Here is a 21,610-nt window from a genome sequence, read left to right as displayed (position 1 = left end):
CATAAAGAAAAGCTGTCTNNAGACAGCTTTTCTTTATGATCATATATTAAAAATTAAACACGAAGTCATCATCAGATAACTTTTCAACATTCGTCGCTTTTACGTAACCATTTCCTTTTACAGAGAAGAAATCATGGTTTTTCGTATCTGTACGCAAACCATTTAAAACGATTGGGTTAATTTCTTCTTCTTCAAACTTCGGCTCAAGTCCTAAGTTCATAAGTCCTTTATTCGCATTGTAACGAACGAAACGATTTACATCCTCTACAAGACCGATAGAAGTGTAAATTTCTTCTGTGTATGCCATTTCAATTTCATATAGTTCCATTAATAACTCTTGCGTTTCTTTTTGCACTTCTTGTTGATCTTCTGCAGAAAGTTCCGCGAAGATTTGTTGTGCTAAAATACCGACGAATACGCCGTGAATTGACTCATCACGAATTATTAAGTTAATAATCTCACCACTTGCTGTTAGTTTTCCTTGACCAGCTAAGTAAAGCGGATAGAAGAATCCACTATAGAATAAGTAACTTTCTAGGAACACACTTGCTACCATTGCCATATATAACTCTTTTTTCGTTACTTCAGGCTTTAATAAACGACGATAGTAACTCGTAATAATACCAGCCTTTTTCTCAAGTAACGGATGATTATCTACCCAGTCAAAAATATCATCGATTTCTTCTTCAGTAGCTAACGTTGTGAAAATATGACTGTAACTCTTTGCATGTACTTCTTCCATAGCACCCATGAAAGCTAATACACTTTTCGCTTGTAAATTTTCAAGATGAACAAGTACAAGAGGCATCCCTTCGCCGCCTTGTTTCGTATCTAACAGTGTTAAACCACCTAATACACGCTTATAAGCAATTTGCTCTTCTTTTGATAATTGCACCCAAGTATTTTTGTCAGAAGACACTGCGATTTCTTCTTCTGTCCAAAACTGAGCGATGTTTTGCTTCCAAAACATTAAACTAAAATCATCTTCTTTTTTGTTCCAGTTTACCGCACGCATTCAATCGCCCCTTCTCTAAATAAACATGAAAAATTAATAACTGAGCATGAGCAGGGTTCAGAAAAACCCTGCTCATCATGTCTTACTTTTTATATTAAACGGTACAAGCCACACACTCTTCCACGCTTAACTTACGTGTTCTCGTATAATACAGACTCTTTAAGCCTTTTTTATGTGCATAGATGTAGTAACGTGCTAATTCACGCGTTGAAATATCACTATTAACGTAAAGAATTGTACTAATTCCTTGGTCAATATGTTCTTGAATTTCTGCAATTAAATCAATTAATTTAAACTGATTCATATCGTAAGAAGATTTATAGTACCAGAACGTATCTTTTGATAAATACGGCATTGGATAATATGTTGTCGCATTTGCATATGTTCTTGATTCGATTTGACTTACGATTGGCATTACGCTTGAAGTTGCATTTTGAACGTAACTGATTGATTGCGTAGGAGCGATAGCAAGACGATATGAGTTGTATAAACCATTCTTCTGTACTTGCTCTTTTAAACTTGTCCAATCTTCTTTTGTTGGAATATGAATTCCTTCAAATAATTCCTGAACTTTTTCAGTTACTGGGCTATAATCTGTCGTTTCATACTTTTCAAAGTATGTGCCGTTCGCATAATCAGACTTATCAAAGTCTTTAAATGTTTCGCCTTTTTCTTTAGCGATTTCCATACTTTTCTCAATAGAGTAGTAATTTAACATCATAAAGAATGTACGAGCAAACTCTTTCGCTTCTGCACTTTCATAAGCGATTTTATTTTTTGCTAAGTATCCGTGTAAGTTCATTGCGCCAAGTCCAACTGAATGAAGCTCATCATTAGCTTTTTTTACAGTTGGTGCATTCGGAATAATCGTCATATCAGAAACAGCTGTTAAAGCTTCCATTCCCGCATGAACGGCTTCACGAATTTCTTTGTTTTCCATTACATTTACGATATTTAACGATCCTAAGTTACAGTTAATATCACGACGGATAATGTCATCTGTACCGTAATCATTTATTTCAGAAGTTTCTTGTAGCTGGAAGATTTCTGTACACAAGTTCGACATCTTCACAGTTCCAATATCCTTCAGTGGATGTTGGTTATTTGCATTTGATTTAAACATTAAGTACGGATAACCTGACTCAAGCTGAATCATAGCAATTTTAATAAGCATATCACGCGCACTAATATCTAGCGGCTTCTTCTTCACTTTCGGATTGCTCATTAATTCATCGTACATTTCATCGATATCAATATCATCTAAATGCTTGCCATATTCTTTATACACCGTATAAGGCGCGAAAACATGGAAAGGTTCGTTTTTCTCAGCAAGCTCAAAGAACTTACTTGGAACGATAATTCCGATTGATAGAGACTGAATACGGCTCTTCTCGTCGGCATTTATTTTTTTGGTCAACTCGTCTTCATATTTCTATGAAGGTTGGACTATATCATCAACCTGTAACTGGTTGCCTTGCACTTCGACTGGTACCTATTTCCAGCCTACTCTACTAGCTTTCGTCTAATGACGTGCGTTCGATAGTCTCTACACCTTCTTGAAAGTATTGATAATTAGGAAGATTATTAGAACTGCCAATATAAAACTTCCTATTTTCCTTATTAATTATCAAATAAATTCCACAATTCATGGAATCTCGCCTCCGGTGAATATAAGATTCCACTTCACCCAAATAGCATTTCTTTCAAGCTTGGCACGGTATTACCTGCTATCCACATACATGGACCGTAGGCTCTCTTAGTCAGCTTCTTCGCGGGTTCTTTTTCTTTTACCCCTTATTCAACTGATACCGTTAGCCGCTAATGCGACACCCTATTGGTTAGGTTCACAAGGTTTTCTCATACACATTACTGTATAGAGGGACTACCAATTAATCCAAGAATTCAATAATATCCCAATGGAAAATGTTTAAATATACTGCGCCGGCACCTTTTCGTTGGCCAAGCTGATTTGCATATGAAAACGAATCTTCAAGTAATTTCATAACAGGTACTACACCACTTGCTGCATTATCGATACCTTTAATTTGCTCACCGCGTGCGCGTAGCTTAGATAAGTTTAAAGCTACTCCACCGCCGATTTTCGATAATTGCATTGCAGTATTAATGTTAAAGCCGATTGAATTTAAGCTATCATCCATCTCTAACAAGAAACAAGACACCATTTCTCCTCTTCTGCTTCTTCCCGCATTTAAAAAGGTTGGTGTCGCTGGTTGGTAGTTTTGTTTGACAATCATGCTTGCGAATTGTTTTGCCTTCGCAACATCACCGCGTCCTAAGTATAATGACACAATTGCTACACGATCTTCATAGCTTTCTAAGTATTGTTTTTGATCATTTGTTTTTAACGCATAATCTTTGTAGAACTTAGATGCTGCCATATAAGATTGGAACTCGAAGTTTTCACCATAAGCGATGTTATATACCTCTTCTACTTCCTCCAAGTTATACTCGTCCAGAACGTTGTAATAGTAATCATGTTCTTTCATATACTCCATTCGCTCTGCCACGCTATTAAAATGAACGGTATTCTCTCTAGCTTCTTCCATAAAGACTTCTAATGCCTCTTTATCTTTATGAAGCTGATAAAAACCGTCCTGCATTTGCGTGATTTCATTATTCAGTTCAATGTGTCGCAATCTCCCGCACCCTTTCCTTAAAATATTCTACATCGTTATTTGTTCCTGATAACTCAAATTTTGATACAATAGGCACTTCATATTTAGCAGAAATTTTGTCAGCACTTGCACCGAACATGTCTCCCCAGTTACGATTGCCGCTTGCAGATACGCCTTTTAATTTTTCATTATTGCGCTCTAAAAATTCTAAAACACGTTCTGGTACATTGCCAAAACCTGTTGTATACGTAATTAAAATAAAGTCTTCATCTATTACTAGATCTTCACCAATTTGAACGGCCGGCATATTTAATTTGTGAATGAAACGCTTCACGTTTCCTGTCATAGAATCATATGCAACTAACATTTCCGACCCTCCCTTTTCAATCTATACTCTCTGTATGTTGTTTCTTGATTTCTCTATATATTGTATTACGTTTCAAAATAAGACACAAGATATATGTATAAATTCTTTCTTTTTTTAACTTTTACTTTTCGACAAGACAGTCGTTTTTTTTCAATACAATGACTATGAAACAACATTCTAAAACTCATGTCAATAAAGTGCTTTTCAAAAAAGTTGTCAACGAATTTAACCTTATTTTAAAAAAAGTTAACAATATATTTTGTCATAAAACGGCAAATGCTGGAGGAATATATTTCTCCAGCATCACGCAAAAAAGAACAGACATGAAACGATAATCTGTTCTAAAAAACGATTACATTTATCAGTTTTACTTTATTAAATATTATACATATGCTTTCGGTTCGCGTTACATACTAAAAGATAATTATTATAGAAAAAGATTATTATTATGGAAATTCAACTTATTTATGAAAAGATTATGCAGAGTGCTCAATACGCAAAATATCTTTTACAAATATATGATGCGGATTTTCATCTTTATCAATCATTGTACATACTGGAGCTTCTTCATCAAAGTATACAATCATTCCTTCTACGTACTGATATGTATGTTGGACTTGTACCGTTACTTTAATTTCTACAGCCTCTTCATATGCTCTTTTTATTTTCTGAAGCATTTTTGCCGAACACTTTCGTTTCTCTGGATACATGACCATCCCCATAAACCTATTACCGGCTCTATCTTTCCACATATAATCCCAATGCGGTAATATGCCTTGTTTAAAATCGCCCATAATTCTCCTCCCTATATTCTTCTAGTTACGAACGTGGCGTTTCTGAATATGTATAAATTACTTGTCCGCCGCGCTGTGCGTTACCAATGAAATGTTTAAAGTCTTCTCGACTTACTAAAACTTCTCTGAACGTATAAAATACATCTTTCGTAACAACATACTCCTTTATTTCACCATTTTTCAGCTGATCCAAAATTGTATTTGCTAATTCTTTATCCATGTATTTCACCTCTATGCAATATTTTATTTTATCGTATATTTTATAAGTCAACAACTGTAAAATTATCCAGGTACTATACCTTTATTTCATTTTCATTATTTTTCAAAAAAGATCTCTTTAGTATATGTCCACTAAATATCATATACTAACATAGCTACTTCTCTATATCAATCATTTCATCATTCCATTATGCAAAGTTCCATAACACTATGCTACAATATATAAATAGAACTAGGAGGGATACTATGATTCGGAAAGCAAAAAAGACAGACGCGAAGCTAGTAGCGCCTTTATTATATAACGCTCTGCACGAAATTGCTGAAAAAATTACAGGTAGCACAGTTGAGACAGAAGTATTACTAGGACTTGAAACATGGTTCTCAAAAGAGAGAAATCGACTGAGCTATGAAAACTGTTTTGTATATGAGCAAGACGGGGGTGCAGTTGGAGTTATTGTCGCTTATCACGGTAGCGAAGCAACAAAGCTTGATGAACCAATTGTACGTCACTTAAGAGAATTACATAAAGATGAATCGATTACGTTAGAAAAAGAAGCCGAGCTTGATGAATATTACATTGATACTTTATCCGTTTCAAGTGCACATGGGGGAAAAGGAATTGGTTCTAAATTAATTGAAGCTGCTGAAATCCATGCAACTGAAAAGGAGTATGAAAAAATCGCATTACTTGTTAATTTAGAAAACAAACGCGCCTATTCACTATACGAAAAACTAGGTTATAAAAAAGATCAAATCGTCATGCTTGTAGGCGAACCTTATGCACATCTCATAAAGCCATTAAACATCAAAATTTCTATATCTTAAAAAAAGCACACGATTTATATAAATCGTGTGCTTTTATGTTAAATTCGTATTCAATACATTTCCATTCATCGCTTCGTGGAACGTATATGTTGTACATCCCCATGGCTCTCTGTGCAAAATAGGCGTACCAGACCATCCTATCGCTCTCAGTTCCGCGCCAATCATTACATTCACATAATTATGACCTACAAGAGCAACACTTCCATGTACGAGAGCGTAACGGTGTAATACGTAAGCCGCTTGCTTTGCCCTCTCTCTTGCTTCCTTATAAGACTCAACATCTTTATGGTAACCAAGTATCCATACTGTTCGTCCGATAAACATCCATACGTTAGGTTTACACTTCAACCATTTTGGAGCATAAAAACTCGTCGGAATTTCAGCTTCCCTAAAAAGAGAATTTTGGATAAAAGATAAAGAATCCACTAATTCAGCTGCTGATTGTATAGCACACCTTTGATCACTTGATACAATCAATTTTGCTGCCTCAACCGCTTCTCTTGTTTCCATTGGTATAGGTGCTTTTTCTGTTATAGTATGTAAGTCATATCCTTTCATCCATTCATGAAAGGATGTAACCGTCATTGGTTCTATAGTACGATTTAAGCGACCATGACGAATAAAAGAAATCTTCATTCTTTCCACTCTCCATTCATCACTTATGAACTCTATTATGTACTATTTTTTAATATCATACCACGCAAAAAAGAAAGGTGTACACCTTTACATATCCCCGTCAATCTCATGTGAAATCGAAGCATGCATCCCATCAAAATATGTAGTCGTTTCATGATGACGAATCTTTTTTAAATTTATATAAGAAAATACAAATAAAGTTAATGCTATAACACTCCCCACAAATTCAAACATCATTTTACCGCCTCTAATTTCTCCTACTTTAGTAGGTTATTGTCCATTTTTATTATACCCCTATATAAAGATGTCTGCATTTAAACCTTTTTTTCTAATAACATGACATTTTTTCATATTTTCTTACAAAAAGTGAATATTTTTCGATTTTTTACTTTGGAAACATTTACAAAGTGGACAATATGGTTCAAAATAAGAGGAAATAAAAAAACCAAAATTATTCTTTTTTGGGAAAACTGTAACAAGGAGAGTTGCTTATGCAGATCGCAGAAACTGGAGATATCATTGAATTTAAAGGTGGAATGCAAGGCCGTGTTCAAAAAGTAAATCAAAACTCCGTTATTGTAGATATAACAATTATGGAAAATTTTAGAGAACTAGATATGGAACCTCTTACAGTTGTAAGTCATAAAAACTATACTGTCATTAATCAAAATGCATAATATAATAGAAAGAAAGGATNNATCCTTTCTTTCTATTATATATTAACGATTATCAATTGTTTCTGGATATAGATCATGGTTCATCATGCGGTAGTCCGCCATTTGTTCATACTTCGTTCCTGGGCGACCGTAGTTGCAGTAAGGATCAATTGAAATCCCTCCACGTGGTGTGAATTTACCCCATACCTCAATGTAACGTGGATCCATTAATTTAATTAAGTCATTCATAATAACGTTCATGCAATCTTCGTGGAAGTCACCATGATTGCGGAAACTAAATAAATATAGCTTTAAAGATTTACTTTCTACCATTCTTTGTTCTGGAATGTAGCTAATATAAATTGTCGCAAAATCTGGTTGGCCTGTTTTCGGACATAAGCTTGTAAATTCAGGACAATTGAATTTTACAAAATAATCACGGTTTGGATGATTATTATCAAAAACCTCTAAAATTTCTGGGCTATATTCAAATAAATATTTTGTATTTTGATTTCCTAATAATGTTACATCTTTTAAATCTTCATCTAATCTTCCTGCCATTTTAAACATCCCTTCTCATTATACTCCGCGTTTATTTCCCCATACTAACGCATGAAGCTGCGGCAATACTTTTGCATTATTCATTTCTTTGCAGTTAACCGCTTTTTCAATAAGCCATTCATACTTATCTAATAGCTTTTTAATCAACATCGCATCATCCACAGTTTTTGTATCATCATTTCCTACTTGTAAGAAAAATGGTACATCTGGATAACGTTCGTGCATCTTAACTGCATACTCAAAGTCATAATCGTCAAATACTACTACCTTTAAGCTAATGTCTTTTCCTGCTAGCTTCTGAATCACATCATCTAACTTCTGAAAATCAGTATTCATCGTCGAACTCGGTGGTTTTGGAGAAATCGTTATTTCATCAATTTCAAGTAACCAATCTTGCCATTTGCTCCCTTGCGTTTCGATTGCCGTTCGCATTCCATTCTCTTTTAATATAGAAAGAAGAAACTCAATATTTTTCAGCAATGCCGGATTTCCACCTGAAATCGTAACATGAGAAAAATTTTCGCCACCAATTTCTACAAGCTCATTCCAAACGTCTTCTGCTGTCATCTGTCTAATTTGATCTTTAGCAGATCCATCCCACGTAAAAGCAGAATCACACCAAGCGCAGCTATAATCACAACCAGCTGTACGGATAAACATCGTCTTTTGTCCTACAACCATTCCTTCACCTTGAATAGTCGGACCAAATATTTCTAAGACAGGGATTTTACTCATCGAGCATCCACTCCCGTCTTACTTCTGCATAACTAGTCGGAGTCTCAAATAGACGAACAAATTCAACACGAGCTCCTTTATATTCGTTCACACGATTATCTTTTGTTAACGCTTCTGCCATCTTTTCATAAATCCAAACGACCATATTTTCAGCAGTTGTATTCATCGCTGGTAACGTTTCGTTTAAATAACGATGGTCTAAATAAATTTCTATTTCATTCTTCCAAATTTCTTTTATATCTCCAAAGTCAATTGCAAGACCTATTTCATTTACATATCCACTAATCCCAAATACCACTTTATATGTGTGACCATGTAAGTTTTTACATTTTCCTTCATAACAGTGTAAATGGTGTGCTGCATCAAAAGTAAATTCCTTGCTGACCATTACTCGTTTATTATGATATTTGAGCTGTTTACGCTGAATATCCTTGTCCATTTTTTGCAAATTTTCTACGATGCGAAATCCAAAGAAATTCTCCATTAGTTACTCGCTCCTTCGCGTTCTTGTAGATACGTATCTAATCCTGCTTTACGAAGTTGGCATGCTGGACATTCACCGCAACCATCACCAATGATTCCGTTATAACATGTTAATGTTTTTTCTCGAACAAACTCGAATGCTCCAAGTTCATCTGATAATTTCCATGTTTCCGCTTTATCAATCCACATAAGTGGTGTATGAATTACAAACGGATAATCCATAGATAAATTTAAAGTAACGTTTAACGATTTCACAAACACGTCACGGCAATCTGGATAACCACTAAAATCAGTTTCACATACACCCGTTACAATATGACGTGCTCCAACTTGTTTTGCTAATACAGCAGCAAATGATAAGAATAGTAAATTTCGTCCATCTACAAACGTCGATGGCAATTCACCTTCTTCATGTGTAATCTCCATATCCGTTCTCGTTAACGCATTTGGAGCAAGTTGATTTAATAGACTCATATCTAGTACTGTATGTTTAATTCCTAGCTCTTTTGCAATTTCCGCTGCACAATCAATTTCTAGCTTATGACGTTGATTGTAATTAAACGTTACAGCCTCTACTTCTGCAAACTGCTCTATTGCCCAAAATAAACATGTCGTACTATCTTGTCCTCCACTAAAAACAACAACTGCCTTTTCTTTTTTCATTTCACTCATTCTCCTTCTCTACTACGAATAAGAAGAAAGAACGTTCTTGAACTGTCACAATAAAAAAACAAAACAATACCTAAAGATATTGTTGTTTCCATAGTTTTTTATAGAGGGAGTTCGCGAACCTCTCCCGCGCATTGCACGGAATTCCTTCTTTCATTGACAAAGCTTATTGTAACATATTGTATACTACCAGAAAAAATTTCTGATTTTTCCGCTATTTCTCATTTCATTTCTTTCATTTTATAGTATGATTAATTTAATATAAGAAGAGAGGAGGCATCCCCCTGAAATCCTTTATTATTTATCTCTTTCTAAATATATTATTCATCCTTGTTACAATGCTCGTATACCATTTATTTTGGAATCAAAAAGGGAAACGCTCTCCTAAATTAAATTCAGCTATATTTATTGTATTATGCTGCCTCGTTACTATACTATGTATCACTTTCGCAGCAAAAACAAATTATGGATTTCAATTTGATATGCGCCATATCGTATTAGTTGTCGGTACATTAACCGGAGGTCCTATTGCTGGTGGATCAATATTAGTTGTATTAAATATATATCGCTTCTTATTAGGAGGAATAGGTGTTTTCCCATCGCTTATCGGTTCTATCCTTCTATTTATTGTTCTACTATTTACATACAAATTTTTCAATCGAACTTCTAATCGTATAAAAATAATACTCGCTATTATCTACAGTCTGACATACGGATTTAGTTGGATACCTTTCTTCCTTTCAATGGTTACAAATAAGACTGATTATATACCACATATTGTTGTGTATGAGTTATGTACGATTCTTGGTACGATTCTTATTTTATATTTACTACACATATTACAAACTCAAATTCGTCTCCAAAACGAACTTATGAATGCTGAAAAATTTCATTTAATTGGCGAAATGGCAGCATCTATCTCTCATGAAATTCGCAATCCATTAACTTCAACAAAAGGATTTTTACAACTTTTACAATCAGATACATGCACTGAGCAAGAGCGAAAATTATATATCGACATAGCCATCAACGGAATCGAACAAGCAAATCACGTTCTTACAGATTATTTAACCTTTGCAAAACCAAGTATTGAAAAAGTACAAACATTACAGTTAGAAGAAGAACTACTGCATGCATTATCGTTAATTACACCGCTTGCTAATTTAACAAATGTGCGTACACATTATATAAAGCAAAGCACTTCTTTTTTTATCGCGGGAGAAAAACAAAAACTAAATCAATGTTTGTTAAATATTTTAAAAAACTGCATTGAGGCCATGCCAAAAGGCGGTGATCTTTATTTCACATTAGTTCCTGATCATAAGCATATTCAATTATATATAAAAGATACAGGAGTTGGCATGGATCAAGAACAAGTAAAACGCCTTGGATCCCCTTTCTATTCAACAAAAGAAAAAGGTACTGGTCTTGGAATGATGGTCGTATTCAGTGTTGTGCAAGCTATGAACGGAAAAATTGATATTATAAGTGAAAAAGGTACAGGTACAACTTTCTTATTAACTTTTCCACTCATACAAAAAACGTGATGAAATACTCATCACGTTTTTTCTGTTCCTTCAACTAATTCAGCAAAAGCTTTCACTTTTCCATGTGGTTTTTGATTTTCTTTACGTGCTTTCCAAGCGCGCTCTTCTTCTTTCTTTTTCTTGGACATACTTTTCAACTCCTTCTTTTCTTTCTCTCTGTAGTATTCCAAAATAAGAAGAAAAACTATGCACATATGAAAAAGAAGTGGTCTCCCACTTCTTCCTAATTATCGCTGTAAAATTGCATGTTTCGCCTCTTTTAACTGCGTAAGATGTCTTTGTTCATGCAAATCAAGAAATTGAACCCACTGATACAAATTCAAATCATTAAAAATAGGATGCTTTAATCCATTTTCAAATAAATCTTTTTCATCTATCACACTATGAAGCGCATGTAATAGTTCTTGTCGTGAATGTTCTAGTAATTGAATTCCTTGCTGTTTTTTCATTAACGTTTCTGTTGGTTTCATCTGCTGAGGAGCTTCTCGTTTATGTGTGCGATCAAGTGTAAGTTGGAGGTCTTTAAATGGAGTCGTGTTTCTTTCGTTTTTTTGTAAAGCATATACAAGGGCAGACGTGACAGATTGTTCAACTAAATGCAAGTGATGCAAAATTTGAATAATACTCCATTTATCACGGCGTGGCTTTACATTCACTTCTGTATCATTTAACATTTCAATTTCTGATAATAGCGTGCTTCGGGTAGACTGTAATGAGTTCACCAAACTTTCTAAACTCACATCCATATTAGATTGAAGCATACTTCTTTCCCCCCTTTTTGTTGGTGAAAAGAGGTGCTCCTTATTAGAAACACCTCTTTAGTATTCTGAATTTTCTTTTATTATCTCATTATTTTCTCTTTATGTCGATGTTAAACATGTGAAAAAAAGCGCATGTTTTTTACAATTTTGTGTCGTCAATTGCATGTAGCCATGCTTCAATTTCTGTAATAACACTTTTCACACAGCCTTCAGCAAATGGAGATGTTAAATTTGCAACTTCTACTAATTCCAAGAATGATTTACTTCCACCTTGTTGGCACAGGTTCACATAATCTTCCCACGCCTCTTGTCTATTATCTCTTGCACGTTTCCAAAATTGCAGTGCACAGATTTGAGCTAACGTGTAGTCGATATAGTAGAACGGTGAGCTATATATATGCCCTTGACGTTGCCAGAATCCACCGCGCTCTAAATAATCATTATCTTCATAATCGCGATGCGGTAAATACTTTTTCTCTATATTACGCCATGCGGTCTTACGCTCTTCTGGTGTTGCTTCAGGATTTTCATATACATAATGTTGATACTCATCAACAGATACACCATACGGTAAAAACAGAAGTGCTGAACTTAAGTGAGAGAAGTAATATTTATCTGCATCTTCTTCAAAGAATAGCTTCATCCATGGCCATGTGAAGAATTCCATACTCATAGAGTGAATTTCACACGCTTCATATGTTGGCCAATTATATTCTGGAATTTCAAATTTACGACTTTCGTATACTTGGAAAGCGTGGCCCGCTTCATGTGTTAATACGTCAATATCACCAGACGTTCCGTTAAAATTCGAGAAGATAAACGGCGCTTTATAATTCTCAATATATGTACAATATCCACCGCCAGCTTTTCCTTTTTTCGCAACTAAATCTAATAAATCATTATCTAACATGAAATTGAAAAATTCATCTGTTTCAGCCGATAACTCTTTATACATCGTTTTTCCATGATTAACAATCCAATCCGCATCTCCTTTTGGAGTTGGATTACCTGTAGGGAATTCAAAGTTTTCGTCGTAATATGCTAACTTCTCTACACCGATACGTGCTTGTTGTCGTTTTCTTAATTCCGTTGTAACAGGAACGATATAATCTAGTACTTGCTGACGATAATTCGCCACCATTTCCGCATTATAATCTGTACGGTACATTCGTGCATATCCAAGTTCAACAAAGTTTTTGAAACCTAAAGATTTTGCGATTTTCGTTCTCACTTTAACAAGCTCGTCATAAATACGATCTAATTCTTCTTCATTCTCAGCTAAAAATCCGTAATATGCTTCACTCGCTGCTTTACGTTCACTTCTTTCTTTTCCTTGCATAAATGGAATAAGCTGTGATAATGTTCTTTCTTCCCCTGCAAAGTCAATCTTTGCAGATGCTAATAATTGTGTATATTGTGAAGACAATTTATTCTCTAATTGTAAATCTTTCATGACTTCATCAGAATATGTTTTTAAATCACACTCCGCAAGAGCAAATAATTGCTTCCCATAATACGCCTCTAATTCTTCACGGAATGGAGAATGAATTAACGCATTATAATACTTTGTACCATACCCTTGTACAACTGGAGAGAATTCATCAAAGAAATCTTGTTCTTCCTTATAAAAAGCATCTGTCGTATCGACAGAATGACGAATGTAACAAAGATTCCCCATTGTACCAAAATCGTTGCGAATTTCGTTAATTGAATGAATAACTTGTTTTTGTTCTTCCGCAGTTTTCGCGTTATCAAACTTCTCTAAAGCAACAGTAAACTTCTCTTTTAATTCTTCAATATTTGGCCGTTTATATTCATAGTCTTTAAATGACATGAACGAGCCTCCTCTCCATTATATGCATCCTTACTATAATTCAATGCTTACTTACAAATCTCCTCTTATTCTTCAGCAAAATACGGCATATACTGCCATCATTACATGTAAACAAAAAAGCTTTGGATTTCTTTATCCAAAGCTCCTTTGGAACATATTATTACTTTTCATACTTTCCAATCTTTTTTAATAGATCCAGTAATTCGTCCTTTTCCTCTTTCGTTAACATTTCAAAAGACTGATGTATAACTTGTTCATGCCCTGGAAAAATAGAAGCAATAAAGTTCTCTCCAGCCTCAGTTAATTGTGCATAAATAACACGTCTGTCATTCGGGCACGGAATTCTTTTTACTAGTCCCTTTTTCTCTAGCTTATCCACAACATATGTAATGCTGCCACTAGCTATTAAAATACGCTCACCAATTTGCTGAAGTGGTTGACCGCCTTTATGATATAGCAGTTCTAATACAGCAAATTCAGTTGGATTTAACCCGTTACTTTGTATAGATTTGTTTGTAGTATCCATAACAGAACGATGTACACGAGATAATGCAATAAATACTTTTAAAGATTGAGAAATTTCTTCTCGTCCATTATTTGATGTCATACAACTTTCAACCCTTCACTTAAATTCTCAGTAATAAAAAGAAAAAAATAGTACTTCATGTGAATTCCGAATGAGTATTCACTCATTCATTACCTTTCCCCAAATATATTATGAATGATTCTTGAATAAAAACATGACAATTTTAACATAGTTTATATATAATGATAATAAAAAAGAAGGAGTACCAAATTTGAAAGTCAAATTCCACAGCATAGTTTTATATATATTACTTGTTATCCTACCAACGATAGGGATTGGCGCTACATTTTATTCATATCATTCGTATAAAATGAAACAGGAAAACAAACTATCTGCTCACACGGTTCTCTTCCTATATAGAGACTATTTAGATCATCACCTTGGCGAAGCAATTTCTGCATTAGAAATGCTCTCAAAGGTCGTAGGAACCGAGACTGGAAATATAAATGGAGTTAAAGAAATTGTACATGATACAGATGGAAACGATGCACGTTTTTCTGGTCTATATTACACTACACCAAAAGGCATCATTACGATCGCATCCGAAGGTGACCGCCCACCTGTTGATGTCTCTGATCGTAAATATATTCAAGAGGCGTTACAAACAAAGAAGACAACTGTATCATCAGTCATTACAGATCGTGTTCTTGGACATCAAGCTATTATGATTGCTTCTCCCATCTTTAATAAACAGAAGGAGCTATCAGGCTTATTGTTAGCAAGTTTACGCTTTGATTACATTTCATCATCTTTAAATTCCATTAAACCACAATACCATTTTGAAGTAACTGATAAACATGATGTAGTTTTTTTAAGTGATGATAATAACGAAACAAGTGATGCGCATTCTAATATGCTTACTACCCCACTCCAAAGGTTAAATTGGAAGGTCTCTGTTTCTCCATTACCTATCCATCAAAAAACTTTATACCAGTGGGTTGCAATAGAGTGTATAGCTACTTTATTTTTAATATCTATTTTATTTTTACTGGCTCAATATATATTGTTAAAACGGCAAACAAAACTGGAAAGACAACAAAATGAACTACAAAAAATTGAATTAGTTGGAACTTTTGCAGCTAGTACAGCCCACGAAATCCGTAATCCTCTTACTGGAATTAAAGGGCTTGTCGCTCTATTAAAAGAGAAATATAAAGATGAACAAGATCAGTTCTATTTTTCCATCATTGAACAAGAAGTAGAACGGATTAATGAAATTGTCAGCGAATTTCTTATTCTTGGAAAGCCAACTGCTATCATTGAACAAACATATGATGTGAGAACTATTCTAAATGAGGTAGCATTAATTATTCAATCTGAGGCGAATCTACATAACATTATATTCAATTTACATTTGCCAGACCATCCTGTTCATATCCGTTGCTCAAAAGACCATATGAAACAAGTGGTTTTAAACATTACAAAAAATGCAATTGAAGCCATGGCTTCTGGTGATGCACTAACTATTTTCGTAACAAACAATGACACACATGCACAATTGCGAATCACAGATACTGGTAAAGGGATTCCAAAACATATTCAAAAACACCTCTTTCATCCGTTCTTTACTAATAAAGATACTGGAACAGGTCTTGGACTTGTCATATGTAAACGAATTGTAGAGATGTACAATGGGCATATTTTTATCGACAGTCTAGAAAATGAAGGAACGACAGTTCATATCGAAATTCCGTTACACATAGTATAATTATCCTTTTCCCAAAAGGGTAATTATACTTATTTCATAAAACCAGCCACAAGCATTCGCCAAAAATTACTCGATTTCCCTTCATACCCAATTTGAAAAATAGGTACCTTTATAATAGATAACCATTTTGGTGTTTGTTTTTCTTTATAACATTGGTACTGTAAAATAAGCTTGTCCAATTCTTGACTCACTTGAATTGTCTCCATACTATTTAATCCGCTCGTTAAACCTAATTGAATCATCTCTTCACGTTTCATATGAATATCACGTGAAAGCTTTTCTAATGTGTACTTCCTTTTTACAGTAAACATTCATATCCCCCTTATTATACTTCCATGCTCTCTACTTCACTTCTCCATTGGCCTTTTAACTACTTAATCATATTTGAATTTGAAGAATCAGAAAATTTAACATTTTCTCCCTGTAATTTACAAATCTTTACCCTCACTTTGAGAATTATTACAAATTATTCTATCTTTGTAAATACATTCGCAATAATAGACATTTTTTTCATCTTCTTTTTTTACAAACACCAATTAAATAGCGGATTCTCTATTTTCTCTATACTTTTCTTCGACATTTTTTGTTTAATTTATACAAAAACGCAAAACATAATGGTGATTGATAATATAGAAAGGAAATATTTATATGCGCAAATATACGATTGCATTGCTTATGTTTACTATGTTCTTACCATCCTTGTTGTTTCCTGTTCAAGCAAAGGCTCATACAAACAAAGTAGCTATTGTCATTGATGACTTCGGCAATAATATGAAGGGGACTGATAAAATGTTATCACTTCCTATTCCACTTACTGTTGCCGTTATGCCTTTTCTCCCTTCCACAAAGGAAGATGCAATAGCAGCTCATAAGAAAGGGCACGAAGTTATTATACATATGCCAATGGAACCTATTAAAGGTAAAAAAGAATGGCTTGGACCAAAAGCAATTACAACTGATTTAAGCGACGAAGAAATAAATAACCGACTCGAACAAGCGATTCAAGAAGTACCACATGCAATTGGGATGAACAATCATATGGGATCGAAAGTGACCGCGGACGAAAGGATTGTACGACTTATACTTGCAGCTTGTAAAAAACATGGTTTATTTTATTTAGATAGCAAAACAAATCCTAAAAGTGTTGTTCCAAAAATCGGGAAAGAATTAGGAGTACCAATTATTGAAAATCAATTATTTTTCGATGACGTATACACAGCGGCACATATTTCAAAACAAGCCCAATTACTCATTAAAAAACTTCAAGAAAAACCGATTATGGTAGCTATCGGACATGTTGGGCCTCCTGGTAAAATTACATCCCGTGTTATAGAAACTTCTATTCCTAAAATTCGCCAACATGCAGATTTTATCTTTTTATCCGATTTAGCATTATCTCCGCCTCCTGTTTCAAAATAAGATTCATTACTCTAACTAAAAAAGGAGCAATCTGCATATAGCAAATTGCTCCCTTTCCTTTTCACCTTAAATATAATCTACATGACTCACCCTGAATCCTTTTTTCTCTATTTTTTCGATTAATTGCTTTAATCTTTTTTCATTTAACTCATCTGTTATATTTACAATAACGCGGCGAATATATTGATCGCCATTATCTAGCGTAAATAGTCCACCGATATGAAATGCTTTCAACAGTGTTCCAAGTTCTTTAATCGTTCCCTTACAATCTTGTGTTGCAATTGTTAATATATACCCCCCCGTCCGCATACCGAATGAATCTTCAATAACATCAAATATATTGGAATGGGTTAAGATACCAACAAATTCATTATAATCATTTAGCACAGCTAAAAATGGAAGGCGACGAATAGCATAAAATGCCCTAAAAAAAGAATCCTTTTCAAAAATAAAAGCAGAGGAATCTTCCAGCATATGATCCATACTTAATTTCTCTAATCCGCCATTACACTTCTTTTCTAGAAGATCTACTTTATAAATAATCCCTTTGAATTTCTTTTCATCTTCTGCTAATACTGGGATTGCTCGATATCCCGTTTCATTCATAATTTGCAGAGCCTTTTCACCTGAATCGTTCATTTTGCAAAACGTTACTTGCGGTTTTGGCAGAAAATGATATTTAACTCGCAAAATATGTTCCTCCTTACATGTCAACATGTAATCTATATATAATAAGGAGACCTATATTTTATGAGTAAATTTATTTTTAAAACGCTTTCATTTATTTATTAACTCGTAACAACATTACAAGCATTTTATATAACAGAGCTCTTAGCACCTTTTATCATTAACAATTTCACATGATAATTCATTAAATACTCTATACCCTCTAGCCATTTTTTCGCTTCTTCTGGCGTTTTCCCCCACACGATCATGCCATAATTATGAACGAGAACTACGCCTCCGCCTTCAATAAAATTAGGTACATTATTTTCTAATAAATTAGCGAATTTTTTCTCGTCTTCTACAATAGGAATGGTCATTTCTGTTATACCTTCTTTTCCAAAAACACGTTCCACGCTACGCTTATCAAATGTTACTTCCCCAGTTTCTCCATACAACTCTGATATTAAATGACTATCTACAGTTTGCACTTGTAAAATACATTCTGCACTACTTTTTTTATAAATATCCGCATGCATAAATGATTCGGCAGCTGGTTTTTCTTCATTTTCAAATACTGGCTCACACATACAATTTACAACAATAAAGTCCTCTTCTGAAAATAACCCTTTATCTCTTCCCTCAACGTTCACTAAAAAAGTTAACGGCTCTTTTGACGTACAGAGTGATAAACTAATTTTTGTACCATAAAACCAATCACGAAGTGCCAATTCAGATTTCACATCTTTTAATTCATTCCATTTCTTTAGAAAAAATAACATTTCGTCACCCCCGGCGTAATATTCATATAATGTTCGAATCCTTTCTATGTAAAAGGAATATTTTTTGATTATTCTAAAAATTTAATTGAATTATCACATGAGAACGCTTTTTTGTCAATATGGTTTCATCATTCCTCTTTAAAATAGGCTATTCATATGTCAATACTCCTATCTATTCTTTACTTGATTTCGCAATAAAAAATACGTTATTCTCCTTATGGAAAATAACGTATTTTTTCACTAATTATTTAGTTATTGCATTATATAAAAACTGCGCATATTGTTCACGTGTTACGAAATCATCACCTAAAAACTTTCCGTTTCCATCACCTTTTGATATATTATGATCCGCTAACGCTTTCACATATCCTTCTGCCCAATGGCCAGTTGGTACATCTTTAAAGCTCTCTTTATTATTTCCATCTTCTTTTAACTGAAATGCTTTATATAATACTACAGACATTTCGTATCGAGTTAATATTCCATCTGGACGAAACTCCCCAGTACCATCCCCTTGCATAATTCCAGCTTGCGCAACTGTAGCAATATCTTGCTCAAACATATGCCCTTTCGTATCTGTAAATCGTTCTTTCTGCTCTACTTTATTTTCTAATTTCAAGTACCTTTGTACTAAAGCCGCAACTTGTCCGCGCGTAATATTGTCACCAAATCCAAATTTCCCATTTCCATATCCCTTAAAAATATTCTCTTTCGCTAAATAATGAATTGCTTCTTCTGACCAATGTCCTTTTGGTACATCTTTGAATGCTACTACTTCTATTTTTTCATCCTCTTTAGTAGTATTCCCCTCTTTACCTTCTACCACATTTTGAATTACCGATCCTGTAAAGAAGATTCCTGTATCCGCAAATGGGTCTTTCACTCCAAATTCATATACTTTCTCACCTGGTGTACTCCACGTAACTGCATCGTTACTATACGTACCCCCTTCGCTCTTCAAACGAATTTTTGTAGAAATTTTACCATTTTTTTCATATACAGGTACTTTCACTTCTTTATTTACTTCTGTATCCTCTAGAAAGACTTTTTGGTTTTGAACATTAATATACGCTTTCTTACTTAACTCTATTACTGGTCTAACATCGCGGATTTCATTTGCAACAAAACTTAAATATACTAACTTATTCAACTTACTAACTGGCGATAAGTCTGAAATATAATTTGCTTCTAAATCAAGCTTTTGTAAGTTTACTAGACTTGCTAATGGCGTAATATCCTTTAACTCATTATTAGGCAAATCTAATTCTGTAAGCTGAGCCATTTTAGCAAGTGGTGTCACATCTTCTATTTTGTTTTTCCCGATAAATAATTTATTTAATTGATTCATTTGTTCAATACCCGATAAATCTTTAACTTTATTACGCGTTAATACTAAGTCCTTTAAAGGTAATGAATATAACGGTTTAATATCTTCAATTTGATTACCCGCTAAAGTTAAGTATGTTACATTTTTCAACGCGCTTAATGGAACAATATTTGTAATTTTATTATTTGCTAAATTCAAGTAATCTAGTTGTTCCATTTTCGATAATGCTGTTACATCTTCTATTTGGTTGCCTGATAGATATAAACTTTTTACATTTTTCATTTCAACTAATGGTGCAACGTTTGTAATTTTATTATTACTTAAATCAAGAGATTCTAAATTCTCCATCTTAACAAGTGGCGTTACATCTGAAAATTCATTACCACGCAAAGCTAAATGATTTAATTGCTTTAAGTTTGCAAAGAACGACGGATCTTTTATCTTCGCATTCGCAACTGTTAAAGATTTTAAATTTGGCATATATTTTAATGCACTATAATCAAGAATCTCATTCGTATTTAAAAACAAATTCTTTACTTGTAATAACTCTTCTTTCGTAATAGGTGTATTTAAATCTTTTCTATTAAATACTTTTTTATTAACAAGTTCTCTTAATTTGTTATCTGTTATCATATTTTGATTATCAACTGGATTATCCGTTTCCGTATTGCCTGAATTAGAGTTATCACCTGGTTTCTCTGTTTCTTTGTCACCTACAGTTGGATCTTTCATTTCAAATTGAACTTGATATTTGTGATCATATCCAATAGCCGGAATAAGTATATGCATTTGCATATTGTGCTTCTTCTCAAACTCGCCAATTTCAAATTGAACTACTTTCGTTCCATTCTTCCTCTTATCTTCTGACAAAACTTTCACATCATGAAATACACCCGGCTGGCTTCTATCTTCTATTCTAAGATATTGAAAATAATCGCTATCTTGCATTGTTACAGTAACAATTTTTTTCCCGTCTGCAATCGTTACTTTAGGATCCTTTATATATTGAGAAACCATAGATGGCTCGTCTTTTTGGTCCTTATATATTTTAATCTCAGTATCGTATGAACGTTCACTCGCTGCTACGACCGACTGATTTGCTTCAGCTTTTAGTGCTGCTAATGCTGGAGTAGAGTATGCAGCAAATGGAATCGCTAATGTTGTTGCTACTACTAACGCCTTCATATATTTTTTTTTCAAAATAATGTCCCCTATCATATATAATTTTCATAATTGATAACATTTATCAATTAATCACAAATAAATGATAATGAATATCATTATCATTGTCAATGAGAATATTACATTAAATTTATATTTCCAAAGATAAAGTGAAACTTTAATCAGTGGGGGGGGTGTTCATCCCCACTGATTATCAGCCCTCACC

At 33.9% G+C, this 21,610-nt stretch carries 24 protein-coding genes, 2 pseudogenes and 1 riboswitch; of the genes and pseudogenes, 5 read left to right on the top strand and 21 right to left on the bottom strand.

Annotated elements, in window-relative coordinates; genetic code table 11:
* Positions 1 to 46 precede the first annotated feature (46 nt).
* The 7 genes and pseudogenes from nrdF to COL05_RS20165 form a co-directional block, all read right to left on the bottom strand.
* Positions 47 to 1,015: a class 1b ribonucleoside-diphosphate reductase subunit beta gene (gene nrdF, locus COL05_RS20200; RefSeq protein ID WP_048526819.1), complete on the bottom strand. Its 969-nt coding sequence runs from the start codon at positions 1,013 to 1,015 to the stop codon at positions 47 to 49.
* Between the two features lie 94 nt (positions 1,016 to 1,109).
* Positions 1,110 to 2,429 (bottom strand): annotated as a pseudogene (locus COL05_RS20195) (ribonucleoside-diphosphate reductase subunit alpha); the annotation flags it as partial.
* 97 nt (positions 2,430 to 2,526) lie between these two features.
* Positions 2,527 to 2,664, bottom strand: coding sequence for a GIY-YIG nuclease family protein (locus COL05_RS31015; protein WP_180233472.1), 138 nt, complete (start codon positions 2,662 to 2,664; stop codon positions 2,527 to 2,529).
* A 243-nt stretch (positions 2,665 to 2,907) separates the two neighbouring features.
* Positions 2,908 to 3,672 (bottom strand): annotated as a pseudogene (locus tag COL05_RS20185) (ribonucleoside-diphosphate reductase subunit alpha); the annotation flags it as partial.
* On the bottom strand, positions 3,659 to 4,018 hold the full coding sequence (gene nrdI, locus COL05_RS20180) for a class Ib ribonucleoside-diphosphate reductase assembly flavoprotein NrdI (RefSeq protein WP_000959450.1): 360 nt from the start codon (positions 4,016 to 4,018) through the stop codon (positions 3,659 to 3,661). The pseudogene COL05_RS20185 and the gene nrdI, both read right to left, overlap by 14 nt.
* Positions 4,019 to 4,494: 476 nt before the next feature.
* Positions 4,495 to 4,812: a hypothetical protein gene (locus tag COL05_RS20170; protein ID WP_098344482.1), complete on the bottom strand. Its 318-nt coding sequence runs from the start codon at positions 4,810 to 4,812 to the stop codon at positions 4,495 to 4,497.
* Positions 4,813 to 4,837: 25 nt separating this feature from the next.
* A complete protein-coding gene (locus COL05_RS20165; RefSeq protein ID WP_071758925.1) occupies positions 4,838 to 5,032 on the bottom strand; it encodes an abortive phage infection protein in 195 nt (64 codons plus the stop codon).
* Between the two features lie 245 nt (positions 5,033 to 5,277).
* Here COL05_RS20165 and COL05_RS20160 point away from each other — a divergent pair, with 245 nt between their 5' ends.
* Positions 5,278 to 5,856, top strand: coding sequence for a GNAT family N-acetyltransferase (locus COL05_RS20160; protein ID WP_098669894.1), 579 nt, complete (start codon positions 5,278 to 5,280; stop codon positions 5,854 to 5,856).
* A 33-nt stretch (positions 5,857 to 5,889) separates the two neighbouring features.
* On the opposite strand, the gene COL05_RS20155 is transcribed toward COL05_RS20160, so the two are convergent.
* Complete coding sequence (locus tag COL05_RS20155; RefSeq protein ID WP_098669893.1) at positions 5,890 to 6,492, bottom strand: histidine phosphatase family protein; 603 nt, start codon at positions 6,490 to 6,492, stop codon at positions 5,890 to 5,892.
* Between the two features lie 87 nt (positions 6,493 to 6,579).
* Positions 6,580 to 6,726: a hypothetical protein gene (locus COL05_RS31465; protein WP_098669919.1), complete on the bottom strand. Its 147-nt coding sequence runs from the start codon at positions 6,724 to 6,726 to the stop codon at positions 6,580 to 6,582.
* Positions 6,727 to 6,983: 257 nt separating this feature from the next.
* Between COL05_RS31465 and COL05_RS20140 the strand changes: the two genes are divergently transcribed.
* A complete protein-coding gene (locus COL05_RS20140; RefSeq protein WP_001165081.1) occupies positions 6,984 to 7,169 on the top strand; it encodes a YkvS family protein in 186 nt (61 codons plus the stop codon).
* 42 nt (positions 7,170 to 7,211) lie between these two features.
* Here the strand turns inward: COL05_RS20140 and queF are convergent, their stop codons facing one another.
* From queF to queC, 4 genes are read right to left on the bottom strand one after another with little or no spacing between them, the layout of a single operon-like run.
* Complete coding sequence (gene queF, locus COL05_RS20135; RefSeq protein ID WP_000918895.1) at positions 7,212 to 7,709, bottom strand: preQ(1) synthase; 498 nt, start codon at positions 7,707 to 7,709, stop codon at positions 7,212 to 7,214.
* An 18-nt stretch (positions 7,710 to 7,727) separates the two neighbouring features.
* Positions 7,728 to 8,444 (bottom strand): 7-carboxy-7-deazaguanine synthase QueE, encoded by a 717-nt coding sequence (gene queE, locus COL05_RS20130; protein ID WP_098669891.1) that lies wholly within the window; start codon positions 8,442 to 8,444, stop codon positions 7,728 to 7,730.
* Positions 8,437 to 8,928 (bottom strand): 6-carboxytetrahydropterin synthase QueD, encoded by a 492-nt coding sequence (gene queD / locus COL05_RS20125; RefSeq protein WP_098669890.1) that lies wholly within the window; start codon positions 8,926 to 8,928, stop codon positions 8,437 to 8,439. Before queD ends, queE begins: the two co-directional genes overlap by 8 nt.
* On the bottom strand, positions 8,928 to 9,590 hold the full coding sequence (gene queC / locus COL05_RS20120) for a 7-cyano-7-deazaguanine synthase QueC (RefSeq protein WP_000711596.1): 663 nt from the start codon (positions 9,588 to 9,590) through the stop codon (positions 8,928 to 8,930). The genes queD and queC overlap by 1 nt, the downstream gene beginning before the upstream one ends.
* Before the next feature lie 93 nt (positions 9,591 to 9,683).
* A riboswitch (PreQ1 riboswitch) is annotated at positions 9,684 to 9,727 on the bottom strand.
* A 207-nt stretch (positions 9,728 to 9,934) separates the two neighbouring features.
* Between queC and kinB the strand changes: the two genes are divergently transcribed.
* Positions 9,935 to 11,143 carry a sporulation sensor histidine kinase KinB gene (gene kinB / locus COL05_RS20115; protein ID WP_098669889.1) on the top strand — a complete coding sequence of 403 codons (1,209 nt, stop codon included), beginning with the start codon at positions 9,935 to 9,937 and terminating at the stop codon, positions 11,141 to 11,143.
* Between the two features lie 11 nt (positions 11,144 to 11,154).
* Here the strand turns inward: kinB and COL05_RS31975 are convergent, their stop codons facing one another.
* The 4 genes from COL05_RS31975 to COL05_RS20095 form a co-directional block, all read right to left on the bottom strand.
* Positions 11,155 to 11,271, bottom strand: a complete 117-nt coding sequence (locus COL05_RS31975) for a DUF6254 family protein (protein WP_000038254.1) — start codon at positions 11,269 to 11,271, stop codon at positions 11,155 to 11,157.
* A gap of 99 nt (positions 11,272 to 11,370) precedes the next feature.
* Positions 11,371 to 11,904: a DinB family protein gene (locus COL05_RS20105; RefSeq protein ID WP_098669888.1), complete on the bottom strand. Its 534-nt coding sequence runs from the start codon at positions 11,902 to 11,904 to the stop codon at positions 11,371 to 11,373.
* A 139-nt stretch (positions 11,905 to 12,043) separates the two neighbouring features.
* Positions 12,044 to 13,738: a M3 family oligoendopeptidase gene (locus COL05_RS20100; protein WP_098669887.1), complete on the bottom strand. Its 1,695-nt coding sequence runs from the start codon at positions 13,736 to 13,738 to the stop codon at positions 12,044 to 12,046.
* A gap of 160 nt (positions 13,739 to 13,898) precedes the next feature.
* Entirely contained in the window at positions 13,899 to 14,345 is a 447-nt protein-coding gene (locus tag COL05_RS20095) for a MarR family winged helix-turn-helix transcriptional regulator (protein ID WP_048526808.1), read from the bottom strand.
* Between the two features lie 190 nt (positions 14,346 to 14,535).
* Between COL05_RS20095 and COL05_RS20090 the strand changes: the two genes are divergently transcribed.
* Entirely contained in the window at positions 14,536 to 16,032 is a 1,497-nt protein-coding gene (locus COL05_RS20090; protein ID WP_098669886.1) for a DUF3149 domain-containing protein, read from the top strand.
* Positions 16,033 to 16,061: 29 nt separating this feature from the next.
* Here COL05_RS20090 and COL05_RS20085 read toward each other — a convergent pair whose 3' ends face one another.
* Positions 16,062 to 16,343, bottom strand: a complete 282-nt coding sequence (locus COL05_RS20085) for an aspartyl-phosphate phosphatase Spo0E family protein (protein ID WP_000495532.1) — start codon at positions 16,341 to 16,343, stop codon at positions 16,062 to 16,064.
* A 337-nt stretch (positions 16,344 to 16,680) separates the two neighbouring features.
* On the opposite strand from COL05_RS20085, the gene COL05_RS20080 reads away from it, so the two are divergent.
* A complete protein-coding gene (locus COL05_RS20080; RefSeq protein WP_098669885.1) occupies positions 16,681 to 17,451 on the top strand; it encodes a divergent polysaccharide deacetylase family protein in 771 nt (256 codons plus the stop codon).
* Positions 17,452 to 17,517: 66 nt separating this feature from the next.
* Here the strand turns inward: COL05_RS20080 and cbpA are convergent, their stop codons facing one another.
* From cbpA to COL05_RS20065, 3 genes are all read right to left on the bottom strand, one after another.
* Positions 17,518 to 18,141 carry a cyclic di-AMP binding protein CbpA gene (gene cbpA / locus COL05_RS20075; protein WP_098669884.1) on the bottom strand — a complete coding sequence of 208 codons (624 nt, stop codon included), beginning with the start codon at positions 18,139 to 18,141 and terminating at the stop codon, positions 17,518 to 17,520.
* A 125-nt stretch (positions 18,142 to 18,266) separates the two neighbouring features.
* A complete protein-coding gene (locus COL05_RS20070) occupies positions 18,267 to 18,896 on the bottom strand; it encodes a class II aldolase/adducin family protein (RefSeq protein ID WP_000895998.1) in 630 nt (209 codons plus the stop codon).
* A gap of 244 nt (positions 18,897 to 19,140) precedes the next feature.
* Positions 19,141 to 21,423, bottom strand: coding sequence for an NEAT domain-containing leucine-rich repeat protein (locus COL05_RS20065; RefSeq protein ID WP_142337583.1), 2,283 nt, complete (start codon positions 21,421 to 21,423; stop codon positions 19,141 to 19,143).
* Positions 21,424 to 21,610 lie beyond the last annotated feature (187 nt).

Origin of the sequence: Bacillus sp. AFS059628 (assembly GCF_002571225.1) — a bacterium.
Taxonomy (GTDB): Bacteria; Bacillota; Bacilli; order Bacillales; family Bacillaceae_G; genus Bacillus_A.
Note: the sequence above shows the minus strand (reverse complement) of the source record. Positions and strands in the feature narration are given on the sequence as shown.

Bases quoted from the DNA above. Each gene is read 5' to 3' on its own strand.
- COL05_RS20155 (WP_098669893.1), bottom strand. From the start codon at position 6,492: ATGAAGATTTCTTTTATTCGTCATGGTCGCTTAAATCGTACTATAGAA.
- COL05_RS31465 (WP_098669919.1), bottom strand. From the start codon at position 6,726: ATGTTTGAATTTGTGGGGAGTGTTATAGCATTAACTTTATTTGTATTT.
- queC (WP_000711596.1), bottom strand. From the start codon at position 9,590: ATGAAAAAAGAAAAGGCAGTTGTTGTTTTTAGTGGAGGACAAGATAGT.
- COL05_RS20140 (WP_001165081.1), top strand. From the start codon at position 6,984: ATGCAGATCGCAGAAACTGGAGATATCATTGAATTTAAAGGTGGAATG.
- nrdI (WP_000959450.1), bottom strand. From the start codon at position 4,018: ATGTTAGTTGCATATGATTCTATGACAGGAAACGTGAAGCGTTTCATT.
- COL05_RS20160 (WP_098669894.1), top strand. From the start codon at position 5,278: ATGATTCGGAAAGCAAAAAAGACAGACGCGAAGCTAGTAGCGCCTTTA.
- COL05_RS20070 (WP_000895998.1), bottom strand. From the start codon at position 18,896: ATGTTATTTTTTCTAAAGAAATGGAATGAATTAAAAGATGTGAAATCT.
- COL05_RS31015 (WP_180233472.1), bottom strand. From the start codon at position 2,664: ATGAATTGTGGAATTTATTTGATAATTAATAAGGAAAATAGGAAGTTT.
- COL05_RS31975 (WP_000038254.1), bottom strand. From the start codon at position 11,271: ATGTCCAAGAAAAAGAAAGAAGAAGAGCGCGCTTGGAAAGCACGTAAA.
- COL05_RS20105 (WP_098669888.1), bottom strand. From the start codon at position 11,904: ATGCTTCAATCTAATATGGATGTGAGTTTAGAAAGTTTGGTGAACTCA.
- COL05_RS20170 (WP_098344482.1), bottom strand. From the start codon at position 4,812: ATGGGCGATTTTAAACAAGGCATATTACCGCATTGGGATTATATGTGG.
- COL05_RS20165 (WP_071758925.1), bottom strand. From the start codon at position 5,032: ATGGATAAAGAATTAGCAAATACAATTTTGGATCAGCTGAAAAATGGT.
- COL05_RS20095 (WP_048526808.1), bottom strand. From the start codon at position 14,345: ATGACATCAAATAATGGACGAGAAGAAATTTCTCAATCTTTAAAAGTA.
- COL05_RS20100 (WP_098669887.1), bottom strand. From the start codon at position 13,738: ATGTCATTTAAAGACTATGAATATAAACGGCCAAATATTGAAGAATTA.
- queE (WP_098669891.1), bottom strand. From the start codon at position 8,444: ATGAGTAAAATCCCTGTCTTAGAAATATTTGGTCCGACTATTCAAGGT.
- nrdF (WP_048526819.1), bottom strand. From the start codon at position 1,015: ATGCGTGCGGTAAACTGGAACAAAAAAGAAGATGATTTTAGTTTAATG.
- COL05_RS20085 (WP_000495532.1), bottom strand. From the start codon at position 16,343: ATGTTTACTGTAAAAAGGAAGTACACATTAGAAAAGCTTTCACGTGAT.
- queD (WP_098669890.1), bottom strand. From the start codon at position 8,928: ATGGAGAATTTCTTTGGATTTCGCATCGTAGAAAATTTGCAAAAAATG.
- COL05_RS20080 (WP_098669885.1), top strand. From the start codon at position 16,681: ATGCGCAAATATACGATTGCATTGCTTATGTTTACTATGTTCTTACCA.
- kinB (WP_098669889.1), top strand. From the start codon at position 9,935: ATGCTCGTATACCATTTATTTTGGAATCAAAAAGGGAAACGCTCTCCT.
- queF (WP_000918895.1), bottom strand. From the start codon at position 7,709: ATGGCAGGAAGATTAGATGAAGATTTAAAAGATGTAACATTATTAGGA.